The following is a 16295-nucleotide window of genomic DNA, read 5'->3' on the forward strand; positions in this document are numbered from 1 at the left end:
GACGATTAAGAATAACATTACTCACTTATAGTGAGAAAAATTTTGTTTTGAAAACATTTATCAGGGTATTTTATGAAAAGAAGCAGAAATGAAGTAGGAAGGTGGCGTCTCCTTCGCCAAAGTATCCAACGTCGTCGTCGTTGGCTGGAAAGTCAGTCTCGCCGTTATTCACGTATTTATGCACTACGTAAGATGGGGACTTACAAACATCGCCGGTCGATTTTGTTCATTCAAAACGCAGAATCGCTTTAACATGATGTGTGGCATGATACAGATGTTTTTGAATCTTTATTGAATATGATAGTCATTTGCATTTAAACTAATGTCTATCCTAAAATTGACAATCATGCTGCTACTCAAGAATTCTCTTATGCGTTGGATACATTGGCCAGTACTACTTTCTGTTTGTTTACATATTTCCATTGCTGCGGCGCTATTTCATACGCTGAAATCCGGTAATCCGCCAGAATCGCCCCCGATGTCTGTTGCGATGATCCAGTTGGCAGCGGAGCAGGCTCCGGTTTCTGAACCCGCTATGCCTGCATCTATTTCCGAGCCTGAACCTGAACCGCCCGCCCCAGAGCCAGAACCTGAATCTATTGCGAAAATAGCTCTGCCTGAGCCGAAGCCTGAAAAAAAACCGGTAGAAAAGAAACGGGAAGAGAAGAAAATTGCTAAAAAGGAGTCTAAGCCTAAAGAAATCAGGACAGAGAAAATGTCAGAAGAGGCAGTGAAACCTATTACTGATCAGGAATCTTTGCTGACAAATAATATGGATGGGAAAAAATCCACTGATCCTGTTACCAGTGAAAAATCTGAAGTTCAGAGCGGGCCAAAAGCACTGAGCAGAATAGATCCTGTATATTCAGATAGGGCAAGGCAATTAGGTATAGAAGGGAGTGTACAGGTAAAATACGATATTGATGAAAATGGTCGGGTTAAAAATATTGAAATTCTTTCGGCTGAGCCTAAAAACCTTTTTGACCGTGAAGTGAGAAACGCGATGAGAAAGTGGCGGTATGAAAAAAAACCGGCCACAGGATACGTGACTACCATAGAGTTTAAGCTGACTGGAGTTTCAGTATCGTAGTTTCTTATCATAACAGGAGGCGCTAAAGCGTCTCCTGTTACGTATTAACACATTTATAATAATACCATTTTTATCAAGGTTTTTTTATTAAGGTTTATTACTACATTTTGTTGGTACATCATTTTGAGTCGAAATTGGATGATAATTTTAGGATGAAAAACTGATGTATCGTTTAGTAAATAAAACAGCTGGTCATGATTTGGAATAGTTAAATTTAAAAAATAAATAGTTTTTTTCTTATAAAGATAATAAAAAGATTTTTAAAAATACGACCGGTTAAATCTCGAATGATAAGTTCATTGTTTATAATTAGTGATTCAACTATATTTAAATCTAAATAACAAAAAGGAGCGCATTCAATGCACTCCTTTAATTTATTATGGGTTATTTTCCCAGAGAGTAGCTATTTTTAATTACTGCTTTCCAGTTTGAAATTTCTTTTCCCTTCCGGTAACGGGCGGGAAGTATTATTTTCATTAACGGCAACGTAGGTGAAAACAGCATCAGTGGCTCGATAACGTTGCCCGACGGGTTCAGACGCTACTTTTTTCACCCAGACTTCAATATGAATGGTAATGGATGAATTCCCCGTTTTCAGACAACGGGCATAACAGCAAACGACGTCACCTACCGCGACCGGTTTTAGAAAACTGATGCCATTAACGCTGACAGTGACTACGCGTCCCATTGCAATTTCTTTTGCCAGAATGGCGCCGCCAATATCCATTTGGGACATTAGCCAGCCGCCGAAGATATCCCCGTTGGCGTTAGTGTCAGCTGGCATAGCCAGTGTACGGAGAACCAATTCTCCGTTTGGTAAGCATTGTTGTTGTGTCATTAGAAAAACTTGCTTTATTTGGTGAAGACAACAATACCTGCCAATAATCCGGCAGGTATCCATATGAAAATCATTGTTATTATTCTTGTTTGCGGGGCAGATGGCGGTAGATATATATCACACTCAATACGGTAAAGACCAGTGTTAATGCCGTTAGCCCGAATACTTTAAAGTTCATCCAGACATCCATCGAGAGCCAGAAAGCGATATAAATATTTGCTAATGCGCAGACGATAAAGAAAATTGCCCAGGCTGTATTCAGTTTGTTCCAGATTGCATCAGGTAACTCTAGTTCTTTACCTAACATTTTTTGGATTAATGGTTTTTTCATCACCCACTGACTGATAAGCAGAGCCAGTGCAAAAATGGCATAAATGACGGTTACTTTCCATTTAATGAATAAATCGCTATGGAAGGTTAAAGTCAGTGTGCCGAAGACAGCTGTTATTGCAAATGTAATTAAAGATGATTTTTCAACTTTGCGATACACCGCATAGGTGACAACAACAGCTAATCCCGTAGCAGCGATCAATGCGCCAGAAGCATAGAAAATGTCATACATCTTGTAGACGACAAAAAAAACGACTAATGGTAAAAAATCTAGAAGTTGTTTCATAAAATTAGCTCACTGTAATACCTATGATGGCAGGTTTCTGAATTAATGCCAGAGTGTATCAGATCTTAATAAAATGGTTTAAAGAAAAAGATTGTCAGGGAAGGGGGAGGATTGTGGGCTTTGATTTGACCTAGCATTATAATGTATCTCTTTTATGACAGGTCTGTATTTCTACATTGTATAAGAACATTGATTATATAACTCATTGATTGCTAGGTGATGAATCGTGAAAACCGTTGCGTAAGGCCATGTTGAGGAAAACTATGCTGGGGAAAAGGTTATATCGCTGGATGCCGGGCTTGGAGAGTCTTTGTAATTATCGGAAAGAGTATTTTAGTCATGATATACGAGCAGGATTATCGGTTACCGCAGTCGCTTTACCTGTTGCCATTGCTTATGCGGAATTAATGGGCATAAGTGCAATTATTGGTCTGTATGCCTGTATTTTACCTATGTTTATTTATGCTTTGTTCGGGACATCACGCCAGTTGATCATCGGTCCCGATGCGGCAACGTGTGCCGTTATTGCTGCGGCAGTCACTCCTCTGGCATTTGGAAATGCAGATGTTCGCTGGCAGCTTGCCATTATCATGACATTAATGACAGGAATCTGGTGCATACTGGCAAGCCATTTTCGGCTGGGAGCATTTGCAGATTTTCTGTCGCGCCCCATTTTAAAAGGTTTTATCAATGGAGTTGCCATCACCATCATGGCGGGGCAGATTACTAAAGTATTCGGGATTTCTGGTTTGCCTTCGGAACTGATTGAACAGTTGATTGCATTACCGCATAAATTACTGGAGTCTCACTGGCCGACAATGGGCATGTCAGCGATGACCTTATTTGTTCTGCTAAGTGTTCGTTTCCTGCGTCCGGGCTGGCCGGCGCCACTGTTAGCGATGATAATATCCACCTATGTAAGCTGGCAATTTCAGTTAAATCAGTATGACATTCAGATTGTGGGCCACATGAAAGATGGACTGCCGATTGTGCCAATGCCTGAATTCGAGTTCGGTAGTATCCGTGATTTAGTCGTACCTTCTATTAACCTTGCAGTTATCAGCTTTGTTAGTTTTATGATAACAGCGCGTAGTTTTGCCAGCAAAAACGGCTATCAGGTAGATGCAGATTCAGAATTACGGGCATTGGGTATTGCCAATATTGCCTCGTCATTATCACAGGGGTTTGCCGTCAGCGCGGCGAGCAGTCGCACCGCAGTCAATGATGCGGTCGGTGGCAAAACGCAGATGGTATCGATAATTTCTGCAATCGCGATATTGCTGGTATTGTTTTTTATGACGGAATTTCTGTCATATATCCCATTATCGTCATTGGGCATTGTCCTGATATTTTCTACATGGTCACTACTCGGGTTGAGGAATATCTGGGCATACCGGAAACGTAATCGTCAGGCTTTCATATTATCCATTTTTACCCTTGTTGCTGTTTTGTTGGTTGGTGTGATTGATGGGATTGGTTTTGCGGTGTTATTGGGCTTATTGCAATTTTTGCGTATTATCTTTCGGCCTTCTGATCAGTTGTTGGGGGTAAATGAACAGGGAATGATCCGTTCCATCAATCAGGGTAACGATATTGGGCCTGTCGATGGCATCGTTATGTATCGCTTTAACTCACCTCTAACTTACTTCAATGCTGGCTATTTCAAAAAACGGGTTTTACAACATGTAAACAGTGCTGTCATACGCCCTGAGTGGCTGGTGGTGGATGCAACAGTCAGTTTTACTTACGATGATGTCAGTGTGTTTGCTGTGTTGGATGAACTGATTACTGAACTGAAAAGGAAACGAATAACTTTAGTTCTTGCAGGTCGCAGCACTGAATTGAAGAACTGGATAAAACAGAACAAACTCAGGAGTAGTGATGAGGATTTAATTATTGTCCCGGATCTTTATTTTGCTATTCGTTTGATTCAGAGTAAAAAGCAAGCGGAAGAAAGCCTCGCTGAATAGTGCGAGGCTGTCAGTTTAATATTTATTAGTTTTGTGGTTTAGCCAGCATATACAAGCGGAATAGATAAATCAGCAATATGGCAGACAGCAGATTATTCACGGTTAATAAGGCGATTTCCGGCATTTTGGATAAGCCGAATACAACAATCAGTTTCATTGCAAGAAATAGCAAGACCGCGGGAATTAACAGGCGGAAATTATCGAATGCTAATCTCCAGCTCGCCTGCATGGATGCAAATACGCCTTTGCTTTTCTCAAGTAGCAGAATCGGAGCAAATGCAAACCCGATTGAAAACAGAACCCCCGGGACGAACATCAAAGCGTAACCCACCTGAACTAACAGGGTACAAATGAGTACCAGCAAAAACATCTTAGGGAGCCGAGTTAACGATAGTTGACAGGCCTGTAGCGCATTAGCCTGATGGCCGTTTGAAATAGCACTGATAAGTATTAAGACACTGGCGGTCAGCAGAGTATCACCAAAGATATTGGAAAATAAGATCCCGCCAGCGGTGCGCATAAGCATCAGTTGTGCTTCTGGGGTTAATTGTTCAATAACGTTTTTAATCCCTGAATTTCCTGACTCCCTTAGAGTATCTTGCATATCAGTCAATAACTTAAGTTGCTCACCATCAGGAATGAGGAGGTGATTGAGCAGTGTAGTCACCAACGCGGCTAAAACAGAGAGTATGACAATGTTCAACAATTGGTGTTTAAAAAAGTTGAGGCTGTCACGATACAGGGTATTTGCCGTGATGGGCATGTAAATGGCTCCTATCAGATGAAACAATAATGATATCCAATTGTACCTTGTTCAACGGATTATTGGATAGCGAAAAGATAAAGCTGATAACTATTGTACAATTTTGTTTATCAGAATTGGCTTGTTATCAAAAATGGGGCACGTTCGAAAGCTTCTCCATTTATGTGAGGGGCGTATTAACCCGTATTAGCCGGCCAGGCTTTGACAGAGATATATTCAGTTAACTTTGACTTGGATCAATTCAAAATATCCCATAGGTGAAATAATAAATTTGTAACCACTAAAACTATATAAATGGGATCGATAATGAAAAAGATTTCTGCGCTTGTCCTGGCTGCGGCAACGTTGGCCCCATCATTGACTTTTGCCCATGAAGCTGGTGATTTTCTGTTCCGTGCGGGTACTGCAACGGTAAGACCGCATACCGGCTCTGAGAATGTATTAACTTTAGGTTCGTTTGATGTAAACAATAATACCCAATTGGGTTTAACTTTCGGTTATATGATCACTGATAATATTGGTGCTGAATTACTGGCAGCAACGCCATTTCAGCATAATGTCAGTTTGCCGGGTGCAGGTGAGATCGCGAGAGTTAAACAATTGCCGCCAACATTAATGGCTCAATATTATTTTGGTGAGACAGAAAACGCTTTACGCCCTTATGTTGGTATAGGGATAAATTACACTACATTTTTTGATGAGAAATTTAATAATAATACGACTGTAAAATCCGCAAATTTAAATAGTCTGGATTTGAAAGACTCGTGGGGTGTTGCAGGGCAGGTTGGTCTGGATTATCAACTTGATAAAAACTGGATGTTAAATACTTCGCTCTGGTGGATTAATATCGAAACCGATGTGAAATTTAAAGTAGGTGATGAAGAACACAAATATAAAACTCGTCTTGATCCCTGGGTATTTATGTTTGGTATTGGTTATAAATTTTGATTATTTGATACAGTTAACCTGTGTGTTTGATATGAGAACCAGTGGGGCATTATTTGCCCCCTTTTTTTACAATGTACTTTCTACATTTTTACAATATATCTGCTTGATCAGCGCAGTTTTATCGAATTAATAACAGTTTTAACCCCCGGAATACTTCTTGCAATCTGAATGGCTTGCCTGACTTCTTCAGGTGAACGTGCAAAGCCACTCAATTGAACACGTCCTTTATACGTTTCTACATTAATATCATTGGATTTAAGGTTCTTTTCTTCAAACAGAGCTGTTTTTATTTTCGTGCTGATTACCGTGTCATCAATATAGTTTCCTGTGCTTTCGGTCGTTGCAGTTGGAGCACATGCTGACAGCATGGCGGTGATAACCGCTGCGATAAGGAGTGTGGAAATGGACTGTAATTTTTTCATAATGGTTCTCCGTTGATGTCAGGAATAATTTTGCGAAATATGTTTCCTGTTTTCTGGCGTTGATTTTTAACACATTAATGTGACAAGGACTTTTTACCAGGGAATAATGTAATAGCAGTGATTAAACAGTATTGTTGAATATAAGGGAACTTACAAATAAGCTGGATTTATGTTTTGAGTCATTTCCCCCACGAATTGGCTTATGGGGGAAAACGGTATTATCGCAGGGTAGCTGATTTCATTGAATGAACAAATGCTCTGAGGTTTTCTAACATAACCTGAGGTTGGTGTAAATTATTCTCAATGATATTAACCACTGCAGATCCCGAAATAGCTCCTGCCGCTCCACTATTAATGACAGATGTAACCTGGGCTGGCTCGGAAATGCCAAACCCCTGTATGGCCGGGGCAGCCCGGTATTCTTTGAGTTTGTTGACCAGATCCGTCAGTGGGTTTTTCATTCTATTCTGTACTCCAGTTGTTCCTGCTCTGGATAACAGATAAGTGTAACCGCGACCGAATGAAGCAATTTCACGCAATAAATTATCATCTGCATTGGGTGGGCAGATAAAAATAGGGGCAACATCATGTTTTATGGCTGCCGAGTAAAAAGGACGTGATTCAGATACTGGCACATCTGCAATTAACACGGAATCAACCCCGGCATGTTTACAGCGAGCATAAAATTCATCGATTCCACTGTGAAATACCAGATTTGCATACATTAATAATCCGATGGGGATATCTGGATACTTTGCCCGGATCTGTGCCAGTAATTCAAAACAGCGTGTTGGCGTAACATGAGCAGACAGAGCACGCAGGTTAGCATTCTGGATCGTCGGGCCGTCTGCCAGAGGGTCGGAAAATGGAATACCAATCTCCAGTGCGTCAGCGCCGCCAGAAATAAGAGCATCAATGATATCTAAGGATAATTCAGGATTAGGGTCGCCGAGAGTCACAAAAGGAACAAAAGCACCCTGATTTTGTTTTTCTAATTTCTTGAAAAGCAATTCATAACGTTCCATCAGATTTCCCCCCTGGATTTCAAAATATCGTGAACAGTAAAAATATCTTTGTCGCCGCGACCGGATAAATTAACGATGAGTAATTGTTCTTTATCCGGCTCCTGCTGGATCATTTTCAAGGCATAAGCGAGGGCATGTGAAGACTCTAAAGCCGGGATAATTCCCTCGTTTAGTGACAGTGCCTTGAATGCATCCAGCGCTTCATCATCTGTGATGGAAACATAATCTGCTCTCCCGATGCTGTTCAGGTAGGCATGCTGGGGACCGACGGAAGGAAAATCTAACCCGGCAGAAATGGAGTATGACTCTTCTATTTGCCCATCTTCTGTCTGCATAATCGGCGATTTCATACCAAAGTAGATGCCCAGTTTCCCGTGTTTTAATGGTGCGCCATGCTCTCCGGTTTCGATGCCATGCCCTGCGGGTTCAACACCTATCAGGCGCACATGAGTTTCCGGAATAAATTCTGCAAATAAGCCGATAGCATTTGAACCACCACCAATGCAGGCAATAACTGCATCGGGCAGGCGTCCTTCTTTTTCCAGAATCTGAGCTTTGGCTTCTTCACCAATCATGCGCTGGAATTCACGTACCATTGTTGGATAAGGATGGGGGCCCGCAGCAGTGCCAAGCAAATAATGCGCTTTATCATAGCTGCCGGACCAGTCACGCATGGCTTCGTTACAGGCATCTTTCAGTGTTGAAGACCCGCTGTGAACGGGAATGACTTCTGCTCCCATAAGACGCATACGGAATACGTTGGGGGACTGACGTTCAATATCTTTTGCACCCATATAGACACGGCATTTTAAGCCCAGAAGGGCGCACGCCAGTGCGGTTGCAACCCCATGCTGACCTGCACCGGTTTCGGCAATGATTTCTTCTTTTCCCATTCGCTTTGCCAGCAATGCCTGCCCTAATACCTGATTGGTTTTGTGTGCACCGCCATGAAGTAAATCTTCACGTTTCAGATATAAACGGGTTTTTGTGCCTTTGGTTAAATTCTGGCATAACGTTAGAGCCGTTGGGCGACCAGCATAGTTTTTCAGTAAGTTATGAAATTCTTGCTGAAATTCAGGATCATCTTTTGCCTCGATAAATGCTTCTTCTAATTGATCAAGGGCAGGGACGAGAATTTGGGGGACGAACTGCCCGCCAAAATCACCAAAATACGGATTTAATTTACTCATTATTTTCATTTTCCACTTTCTGTCTGAATATTAGTTATCTGAAAGATTACGGGTAGCAGCGTAATTGTTGGAAGACTTGTTTTATTTTCTGGCTGCTTTTAATCCCAGGCTGGATTTCGACACCGGAATTAAAATCCAGTCCATAACAACCCAATGCGGCGGCCTGCCGACAGTTCTCAGCATTTAAACCACCCGCGAGAACACTGTTATGTTGAAAGTCTTTATTAATTAATTTCCAGTCAAACGTTTTTCCTGTACCGCCGAAACCATTATCCAGTAATAAGTGATCAATATTGGAGAGACCGGAAAATACCTCAGTTTTCGACATATCAACAGATTTCCAGATTTCACAATTTTCCGGCAATAAAGAACGAAGTTCATCAATATAGGGCTGATCTTCATTACCATGTAATTGAACGGCTGTCAGTGAAAGCGCCCGGGCAGTCTGGCAGACAAAATCAACGGGCTGATTCTGGAATACGCCAACATATAATAAAGGAACTTCATTAATAATTTGTTGCGCTTGTTGCTGGCTAATTCTGCGTGGCGATTTTTCAGCAAAAATCAGGCCACCATAAACAGCTCCCGCCTGCAATGCAGCTTTGGCATCCTGTGGACGGGTCAAACCACAAATTTTGTTGTCACCCAGAATCAATCGTCGTAACGCCAGATCCAAATCGGACTGAGCCATTAAAGCACTGCCAATCAGAAAACCGTGAGCGAACTGGCTTAAATCACGTACCTGCTGGTGGCTGTGAATACCTGATTCGCTAATAACGATAGTCTCTTTTGGTAAACCGGCGGCCAGTTTTTGGGTACGTTGTAAATCGATGGACAGATCGCGCAGGTCACGGTTATTGATGCCAATGACTTTTGCTCCCAGAGCAATTGCCCGGTGGCGTTCAGCTTCATTACTGACTTCCGTTAATACTCCCATATTAAGGCTATGTGCCAGAGCGGAAAGTTCGCGATAGGTATCATCATCAAGTACGGAAAGCATCAACAGGATAGCATCCGCCTGATAATAGCGGGCCAGATAAACCTGATAGGGATCAATGATGAAGTCTTTACACAGAACAGGTTGGTGTACGGCTGCACTAACCATACGGAGAAAATCATAACTGCCCTGAAAATATTTTTCGTCGGTCAGTACTGAGATCGCAGCCGCATAAGGCTGGTAAGTTTTAGCAATGCGTACCGGGTCAAAATCAGACCGAATTAAACCTTTTGAAGGAGACGCCTTTTTACACTCCAAAATAAAAACAGTCTGTTTGTGAGTCAGTGCCTGATAAAACCGGCGATGGCTCGGTACAACAGCATCCAGAAAACTCTCCAGCGGCTGTTCAGCCTTGCGGGTGATGAGAGATAACGCCTTATCTTCAACGATTTTCTGTAATACATTACTTTTCATGATTAAATCCCTGCTGCTAGTGCGATCACTTTTTCATAGGCCCGGCCACTGTAAATCGTGTCCAATGCCTGTTGTGTATTTTGCCGTAAATCTTCCTGACCATGTATTTTCATTAAAAGAGCAACATTGGCAGCCACCGCATCGACATGCGCTTTTTTACCTTGCCCTTGTAATAATAAGCTCGTCATATGGCGATTTTCTTGCGGTGTTCCTCCGCTGAGTGATGATATCGGGTGATTTGGCAGCCCAAAATCTTCTGCTGTTAACTGATATTGGATAATTTCACCACAGTTAAGTTCAGCAACCTGAATCGGAGCGTGTAAAGCGACTTCATCCATGCCGCCGCTATGTACGACCGCAGCACGCTGAAACCCCAATACCTGTAATGTCTGAGCAATAGGGTTCACCAATTCCGGGCTGTAAACACCAATCAGGGCAAGAGGAGGGCGAGCAGGATTGATTAACGGACCAAGTACATTGAACAAAGTACGGGTTTTCAGTTGCTGGCGAACATTAACTGCATGGCGAAATCCGCTGTGGTACTGCGGAGCAAACAGAAAGCAGATACTGATTTCATCCAGAGCCCGACGGGATTCTTCAGCACTGGCATTGAGTGCGATACCAAACTCAGCCAGTAAATCAGATGACCCTGAACGGCTGGAAATGCTGCGATTGCCATGCTTTGCCACTTTAAGGCCGCAGGATGCGGCAACAAAAGCGCTGGTTGTGGAGATATTGATGCTGTTTGTTCCGTCACCACCTGTTCCGACGATGTCGCAGAAAGGGTAGTCAGGGCGTGGAAATGGAGATGCATTGGCTAATAGTGCCTGTGCAGCCCCGGCAATTTCCTGAGGCTGTTCACCGCGCAGTTTCATACTGATTAATACGGCCGCGAGTTGAGGCTCACTCAGCTCGCCACAAATAATAGCAGTAAAAAGTTTTTGGCTTTCTTGCTGGGTCAGTGCCTGGGCACTAAATAGTTTTTCTAAAATTAATTGCATTTTCCCACCCTCCCTTTTATTGCCCCGATTCCTGTGAATTCAGTGCCCATGCCAGTGTTTGCTCAAGTAAGCGGGTTCCCTGTGTTGTCAGGATGGATTCAGGGTGAAACTGGAATCCACAAACTCTGTTCTCGTCGTGACGAACTGCCATTACTGTATCGTGACAATAAGCGGAAACAATCAGTGTTGCCGGAATATTTACACCCACCAGAGAGTGATAACGGGCAACGGGAAGCGGGTTAGGTAAACCGGAAAACATAGCCAGCCCATCATGAGCCGCTAATGTTGATTTACCGTGCAGAATTTCACTGGCGGCTGAGATATTGCCACCATAGGCTTCGATAATGGCCTGATGCCCGAGGCAGATACCGATCACGGGGATTTTACCGATAACCTGCTGAAGTAATTGTGGCATACACCCGGCTTCTGAAGGTTTTCCGGGGCCCGGAGATAGCATCAGTAATGGTGATGCTATGTTTTCCAGTTGAGCCATGATTATCTCGACGGATACCGTATTACGGTAGATAACAACCTGATGACCCCCACAGCGTAGTTGATCCACAAGATTGTAGGTAAAAGAGTCAACATTATCGATCAGAAGAATATTTGCCATCAGAATGTTACCTCTGTGTTATGAGCCTGAGCGATAGCGTGAATGACAGCTCTGGATTTGCTCTGGGTTTCCTGAACTTCGGATTGTGGAACGGAATCCAGAACGATACCGGCTCCGACCTGAACCGTTGCTTCTCCGTTTTCTACATAGGCAGAACGAATCACAATGCATGTGTCAAAATCCCCTTTACCGGTGAAATAACCCACTGCCCCGGCATAGCTGCCCCGACGTTCATTCTCATATTGCGCAATAAGTTGCATTGCCCGGACTTTCGGCGCACCTGTCAGTGTTCCCATATTCATACAGGCCTGATAGGCATGGAAAATATCCAGATCGTGGCGCAGTGTACCGACCACCCGGGAAACAAGATGCATAACAAATGAATAGCGATCAACGTTCATTAAATCAGCAACGTAGCGGCTACCTGGTTCACAAATACGCGCTATGTCATTACGGGCTAAATCAACCAGCATGATATGTTCGGATAATTCCTTAGCATCGGTACGCATTTCTAGTTCAAGCCGGCTATCCAGATCTGCATTTAGTTCACTACTGGCATTGCGTCCACGGGGGCGTGTGCCCGCGATTGGATAAATTTCAATTTGCTGGCTGTCGGCATCATATTTAAGGGCACTTTCAGGGGAAGCACCAAACAGGCAAAAATCCTGATCCTGCATGAAAAACATATACGGGCTTGGATTGAGTCTTTTCAGGGTGTGATACGCATTCAGTGGTGCTGGGCAGGGCAACGTGAAACGCCGGGATGGAACGACCTGAAATATATCACCCCGCCGGATAAAACCCTGTAATTGCTGAACGATATCGGCATACTGTTCATCACTGCGGTTACAGGAAATTTGTATAACCGGTAATGTTACGGGCGTTAAGGGTTGACGAGGCTTAGCAATGATGTTTTCCAGTGCAGATAAACGCTCGTTAAGGCGCTGTTCTTCTGCTTTTGATTCACCAAATCGTGTTGTTTGCAACATGGCGTGCTGGCGCGGATGGTCGATCACCATCATGGTTTCTGCCAGATAAAAACAGAAATCTGGGCAGCGCTGAGAGGTTTTGAGTATGGGAAGCTGTTCAAATTCTGCTACTAAATCATAGGAAAATAATCCGCCTGAAAAAATGGCATCAGAATCTTCAGTTAGGGTGGATAATTGAGTCAGAGCACGTAATGCATCAAAAACAGAATCGGCTTTTAAACGGCTGTCTTCATCTAAATTTTCCTTAATAGCAGGAAATTGAGCCTGAAGAATGTGTGCTTCGAGAGTGATCTGAGCTTTGTCTGATAGTAGGCCGGCTAAGATGGGCAGCAGATTTTTGCCATTTTCAGTTAACGCTGCAAAATCAACCTGTCGGCCATTAGCGGTAATACGCATAGCGCTATCAATAATCAGCATGCTTTTGATAGCGTTCTTACTGTTAACTTCTGCTGATTCTAACAATAATGTTGCTGGCCGGTTATTACATAACTCATTGAAAAGCAACGTTGGATCAGACTGGTAGACTGTCTCTCGTTGATTTACTGAAATATTAAATTCTTTACCCATCATACCCACCTCTTTTGTTATCATTTTCTACAGAAAATTGGTATAAAAAAACCCGCTTTTCAGGGCGGGTTATTGGCACTTTGGATCTCGACTTATGTGTGCTACTCAACCGCCCTGAATGGGAAGCTGGGCCACCAACGCATATTTTGAGCTGCTTTCATAAGTGTGATCATCGTAAGTGCCTTGTTAAAGTAGAGTGTTAGTTATATGTGTTCAACAAGTAAATCTTGCGTACTAGTAAACTGGTTCCTTGTTTGCTTGTCAACCGTTTTTTTGATGTATTTTTCTTCGGTGTATATTGAATGGGTTATATCGATCAGTAGCTTAAATCTATAACAGATGGCTCATTTTTTATAAACACAATTGATTGAATTTTGCTCTTTATGAATTTATTGTGAATTACTTCTGTTGTTTTTCATCAACGGCATTATTTTTTAATGAGCTATTATCTTATGAAAAAAATAAACTTATATGCCATGTTGTTTTTTATTATTACAACTTTTTTTCATAACTCTAGTGCAATTGATTTAGATAAAAATGTTATTGTTCCCTATAAGATAAATAACCAAGATAAACCGAAAGGAAAGCCATTTTTAGTACCTCCTTCTTCTTATTACAATTTAACAATTAAGAACGCGAGTAAATATGATAAATTAAATCTTTATCGAAACGACGATCATTGTATGTATAACTCAGGAGAAAAAAGTATTGATTTGCAGGCAGGGGACGAAAAAACAGAACAAATTGAAATTAGAAACAGCGTTTTTTCTTTTCCTGTATGTTCTCAAGTAGCAAAAAGCATTAGTTGGACAGCAACAACTTATTTTAATAATAAAGAATATAAAAGTTGCTATGTTGATTTGACTTTTTCTTATAATCCGTTCGCGCTCCTCGGCCCAGGGATGGGTTGGTTTTACCATGTTGATACGAAAAGAGGATGTGGGTTAGAGGTATCTGTCGATTGTGGTGGGAATGATTGTTTAAATAACGATGGAACACCTATTACAAACGATTATAACATCACTATTACTATAAAAGATGATAAAAACTGGGAGTCGTCAAGAATTACATCTCCTAAATCGGGAACACAGTTAAGCAACAACTATACTACAATTTTAGGGAAAGGGCTCAATAAAGATGGAAGCTTACCTGAGATTTACGCCTTTGTTTGGAGTGAAACTTATCCAACTCGGTCTACAGGTGATGGTGATAATTGGATGGCGCAAATCTGGTGGCCTTGTTATATCAAGAGTGACATTCAAATTAAAGACGTAGTTTATACTACTATAATGTTATATGGTCCTTGGTGTGGTGCAACAATTACTTCAATGCAGGATGGGCAAACTATTCCTGCTGGAAAATACAGTTTATCTGGTCTGGTGAATAGCGATACGATTGATGAATCAAAACGTATGCAGGTTAAAATTACGGGTTATAACCGTGATGGGTCGATTTATTTACCAACAAAGAATTATACGCCGACTGTTGATACGAATACAGGTCGATGGAGTCTGGAAGATATAGAGGCTGTTTGTTCCATTAAGTATAAAGCTTCTTCATCTGTGTCTTCAGGCTATATTGATACATCGGGAATGCCGGGTCTACCAGAAGTCAATTATTCTGTACAAAGTTGCCCGGCAAAGATAACCAGCCCGAAACCTAATTCCACCGTTGGCAATAACTATATTACTGTTTCAGGAACAGGCCGTACTGAAGATGGAAGCTGGCCTGAGCTTGTTACCAGTTTCGATAGCAACAGTTATTCAACCCAGCCTACAGGTGATGGTGATAATTGGACAGCACATCTCTGGATGCCGTGCGGTATTACCGGCACTGTGAGTATTTCTGGTATGGGAAACTCAGGGGTAACGTTTAATGGTCCCATATGTGGAGAAACGATTACCTCAATGCAGGATGGGCAAATTATTCCTCCCGGAAAATACAGCTTATCGGGTCGGATAAATAGCGATACAGCTGATGATGAAAAACATATGCAGGTTCAAATTACGGGGTATAACCGTGATGGGTCTATTTATTCACCAGCAAAAAGTTATACGCCCAATGTTGATACAGATACAGGTGAATGGAGTCTGGAAGGTTTAGAGGCTGTTTGTTCTATTAATTATAAAGTACGGGTCTCTGATCCTTCATCAGAATTGCAGGCTACTCATCAATCTCTCTTACCCGGAGGAATGCCGGGTAAAAAAGAAGTGAGTTATTCTACGCAAGCGTGTTCTGTGAAAATAACGAAGCCTGAAAAAGAGGAACGAGTTTCATCAGGTACTGAAAATACACAAAATATTCCAATTACAGGTACGGTAAATGACGGGATCTCCGTCTATGTATCATATGGTACTGGTGCTTCTGAGTCTTCACAGTCGCCTGCCAGCTTTGCTAATGGTAATTGGAGCTATGAAGCTCAGGATGTACCAATGGGCTTCATCACCATTAAAGCTGTTGGCAAAGATCCATCCGGTAATCTTCTTACCAATGAGAATGATGAAGTGGTCATACTTAGCTCTAAAATTTTTTCTGTAGTACCTAAATATGACGGTGTTTTTACGGAGTTTAGTGGAACAGCGATGCCAACTATTGATCATGAAGAAATATATTTAAATGTGGAGGTTGAAATATCACTTGATGTGTTTGGCTATTTAAAAACAGTTGAATCTGATGAAAATGGTGACTGGAAATATGGATATAATAATTATGCAAATAGAGGAGAGTATATTTTTACCTTTGAAGAAATATCTGATGATCGTGTTTATAAAAGTAGGGGAGAAAAAATGCTCAAATGCACCGGTAGCGATCGAGGGATGGATTGCATTGCTCAGAATTAATCATCGCCTTAA

At 42.0% G+C, this 16295-nt stretch carries 15 protein-coding genes and 1 other annotated feature; of the genes, 5 read left to right on the plus strand and 10 right to left on the minus strand.

Features of this window, described 5'->3' with window-relative positions:
- Positions 1-72: 72 nt before the first annotated feature.
- Both AACX68_RS08395 and tonB read left to right on the plus strand, forming a co-directional pair.
- Positions 73-252: a YciY family protein gene (locus tag AACX68_RS08395; protein ID WP_099111766.1), complete on the plus strand. Its 180-nt coding sequence runs from the start codon at positions 73-75 to the stop codon at positions 250-252.
- A gap of 118 nt (positions 253-370) precedes the next feature.
- Positions 371-1090 (plus strand): TonB system transport protein TonB, encoded by a 720-nt coding sequence (gene tonB / locus AACX68_RS08400; protein ID WP_228858838.1) that lies wholly within the window; start codon positions 371-373, stop codon positions 1088-1090.
- Between the two features lie 409 nt (positions 1091-1499).
- On the opposite strand, the gene yciA is transcribed toward tonB, so the two are convergent.
- Positions 1500-1928, minus strand: coding sequence for an acyl-CoA thioester hydrolase YciA (gene yciA / locus AACX68_RS08405; RefSeq protein ID WP_086953261.1), 429 nt, complete (start codon positions 1926-1928; stop codon positions 1500-1502).
- Between the two features lie 79 nt (positions 1929-2007).
- Complete coding sequence (locus AACX68_RS08410; RefSeq protein ID WP_228858839.1) at positions 2008-2544, minus strand: septation protein A; 537 nt, start codon at positions 2542-2544, stop codon at positions 2008-2010.
- Between the two features lie 263 nt (positions 2545-2807).
- Between AACX68_RS08410 and AACX68_RS08415 the strand changes: the two genes are divergently transcribed.
- A complete protein-coding gene (locus AACX68_RS08415; RefSeq protein WP_228858840.1) occupies positions 2808-4514 on the plus strand; it encodes a SulP family inorganic anion transporter in 1707 nt (568 codons plus the stop codon).
- A 25-nt stretch (positions 4515-4539) separates the two neighbouring features.
- On the opposite strand, the gene AACX68_RS08420 is transcribed toward AACX68_RS08415, so the two are convergent.
- A complete protein-coding gene (locus tag AACX68_RS08420; RefSeq protein ID WP_228858841.1) occupies positions 4540-5277 on the minus strand; it encodes a YciC family protein in 738 nt (245 codons plus the stop codon).
- Positions 5278-5583: 306 nt separating this feature from the next.
- Between AACX68_RS08420 and ompW the strand changes: the two genes are divergently transcribed.
- On the plus strand, positions 5584-6225 hold the full coding sequence (ompW, locus tag AACX68_RS08425; protein ID WP_228858842.1) for an outer membrane protein OmpW: 642 nt from the start codon (positions 5584-5586) through the stop codon (positions 6223-6225).
- Between the two features lie 107 nt (positions 6226-6332).
- Here the strand turns inward: ompW and AACX68_RS08430 are convergent, their stop codons facing one another.
- The 7 genes from AACX68_RS08430 to AACX68_RS08460 all read right to left on the minus strand — a co-directional run bounded on the left by AACX68_RS08430 (position 6333) and on the right by AACX68_RS08460 (position 13446).
- On the minus strand, positions 6333-6647 hold the full coding sequence (locus AACX68_RS08430; RefSeq protein ID WP_099123119.1) for a BON domain-containing protein: 315 nt from the start codon (positions 6645-6647) through the stop codon (positions 6333-6335).
- Between the two features lie 218 nt (positions 6648-6865).
- A complete protein-coding gene (gene trpA / locus AACX68_RS08435; RefSeq protein WP_228858843.1) occupies positions 6866-7672 on the minus strand; it encodes a tryptophan synthase subunit alpha in 807 nt (268 codons plus the stop codon).
- The gene (trpB, locus tag AACX68_RS08440; RefSeq protein ID WP_228858844.1) at positions 7672-8862 is read right to left on the minus strand and encodes a tryptophan synthase subunit beta; all 1191 of its coding nucleotides are present in this window, start codon (positions 8860-8862) and stop codon (positions 7672-7674) included. Before trpB ends, trpA begins: the two co-directional genes overlap by 1 nt.
- Before the next feature lie 46 nt (positions 8863-8908).
- Positions 8909-10273 carry a bifunctional indole-3-glycerol-phosphate synthase TrpC/phosphoribosylanthranilate isomerase TrpF gene (gene trpCF / locus AACX68_RS08445; protein ID WP_228858845.1) on the minus strand — a complete coding sequence of 455 codons (1365 nt, stop codon included), beginning with the start codon at positions 10271-10273 and terminating at the stop codon, positions 8909-8911.
- Between the two features lie 2 nt (positions 10274-10275).
- Entirely contained in the window at positions 10276-11274 is a 999-nt protein-coding gene (gene trpD / locus AACX68_RS08450) for an anthranilate phosphoribosyltransferase (RefSeq protein ID WP_228858846.1), read from the minus strand.
- A 16-nt stretch (positions 11275-11290) separates the two neighbouring features.
- Positions 11291-11887 (minus strand): glutamine amidotransferase-related protein, encoded by a 597-nt coding sequence (locus AACX68_RS08455; protein ID WP_228858847.1) that lies wholly within the window; start codon positions 11885-11887, stop codon positions 11291-11293.
- Positions 11887-13446 (minus strand): anthranilate synthase component 1, encoded by a 1560-nt coding sequence (locus AACX68_RS08460; protein ID WP_228858848.1) that lies wholly within the window; start codon positions 13444-13446, stop codon positions 11887-11889. The genes AACX68_RS08455 and AACX68_RS08460 overlap by 1 nt, the downstream gene beginning before the upstream one ends.
- Before the next feature lie 39 nt (positions 13447-13485).
- Positions 13486-13586, minus strand: a sequence feature (Trp leader region).
- 309 nt (positions 13587-13895) lie between these two features.
- On the opposite strand from AACX68_RS08460, the gene AACX68_RS08465 reads away from it, so the two are divergent.
- Entirely contained in the window at positions 13896-16283 is a 2388-nt protein-coding gene (locus tag AACX68_RS08465; RefSeq protein ID WP_228858849.1) for a hypothetical protein, read from the plus strand.
- The last annotated feature ends 12 nt before the right edge of the window (positions 16284-16295 follow it).

It is taken from the genome of Xenorhabdus sp. PB61.4 (assembly GCF_963894935.1).
Taxonomy (GTDB): Bacteria; Pseudomonadota; Gammaproteobacteria; order Enterobacterales; family Enterobacteriaceae; genus Xenorhabdus; species Xenorhabdus stockiae.